Source organism: Oleiphilus sp. HI0132 (genome assembly GCF_001635845.1).
Map to the genome: position 1 here is coordinate 1 of NZ_LWGJ01000966.1, position 1,415 is coordinate 1,415.

The window sequence follows — 1,415 nt, forward strand, 5'->3', positions numbered from 1 at the left end:
GCTCTTAAGGTTTAGGGCTCAATATTCGGCAGGGAATGCTCGTTTCTTATTATGTATTCCTCCGTTTAAATTTTTAGGGTAGGTGGCACGGTTTCCAACTGTTCCGCTCCGCTGTTTAAGCTTCTCAGGTACATTTTAATTTGTAGAGGTTTCGTTGGTGGTGTGTTCCTAGGGAGTCCGGTAAAGTCGCCATCTAGGGTGTTTTTGTCTCTGGGCAAGTACAAAGGTTTTAACGTGGTGTTTGGTGTAGTTGGGTGTTCTAAAACATCTAACCAGTTCATCAAACATCACTCCGGCCACAAAAACACGTGGCCTACGTTGGACGCACGATAGAGCCGTGCGCCGTTTATAAAAGCGTTGGTATGACTCCCCACGTCAAGAGGCCCGCACAAAATCCTGCCGGAACCTCGGCCAGAGCCTTTCTTTTTAATTAACATTCTTCCCGTTAGGGAAGCGTCAACGCATCAGATGAAGCAAGTAATTTCGACGGTGATCATGCTGGTATTCGTGGGTTGCTAACGCGACGCGTTAACCTATCCAACCTTACTTATTACGTCGTGGTGCCTGTCTTCAGTCTATGCTCGTGGATCAATGTACTGCTAGCTCATTGCCAACCTAACGCCTTCGGTGATTGCACCACAGCCGCTGCTTGATCTTTTGCATTGACGCTAAACTTGTTCATGTATTATTCCTTATCTACTTAAGCGGGTACGCGTGAGATTCGTGTTTTTGGATCTATTCTGGGTAAGGTGACTTCCTTCGAGATTGACCAGATATAAGCTATCAGTTCTCGTGCGATCGCCGTTACCACGACACTTCGATGTTTACCTTTGTGTATTAGTCGTTGATATCGTCTACATAATCTCTGTTGTGCTTGCCAAGCTTGATCAATTACCTCTTTCGGCAATCCTTCCTGCCTGAGCTGTAATTCCTTCGATATCTTTGCGGGATAGCGATAGCTATGTGCAGCCTCAACTAACAATCTCCTCGCTCGCCCATTTCCACAATTGGTGATCGCGCCTAAGTGTCGTTTTCCTCCACTTGAATGCTCGGAGGGCGTCGTTCCGATATAACTCATCAGTTTTCTAGGGCTATCAAATCGTGTTAAGTCTCCTAGCTCTACAATGACACCAGTGGCGGTGAGCAGTCGGACGCCTCTCAAGGCTTGTATCGCTTTCACAACCGGATAATATCGCCATTGCTTCACGTGATGGGCGAGTTCATTGTCCAGACGCTCTAGTCGAGCATTGCGTTCTGAAATGGTTTGAATCATCTCTTGCAAGACAAATTGCTGACTAGGATGAGGTAAGATGATCTCTGTTAACCAACGAAGGTGTTTTAAGCTCCAATTTGATTTGCCTGAATAGTTAATATGATTTCTGAGCAGCAAGGCTTTTAGCTGGAAACGTGCATTA

The 1,415-nt window shown here is 45.9% G+C and carries 1 protein-coding gene; it reads right to left on the reverse strand.

Annotated elements, in window-relative coordinates:
* Window positions 1-700 precede the first annotated feature (700 nt).
* Window positions 701-1,415: IS110 family transposase (locus A3766_RS10910; RefSeq protein WP_156508869.1), on the reverse strand; the 715-nt coding region annotated here is incomplete at its 5' end.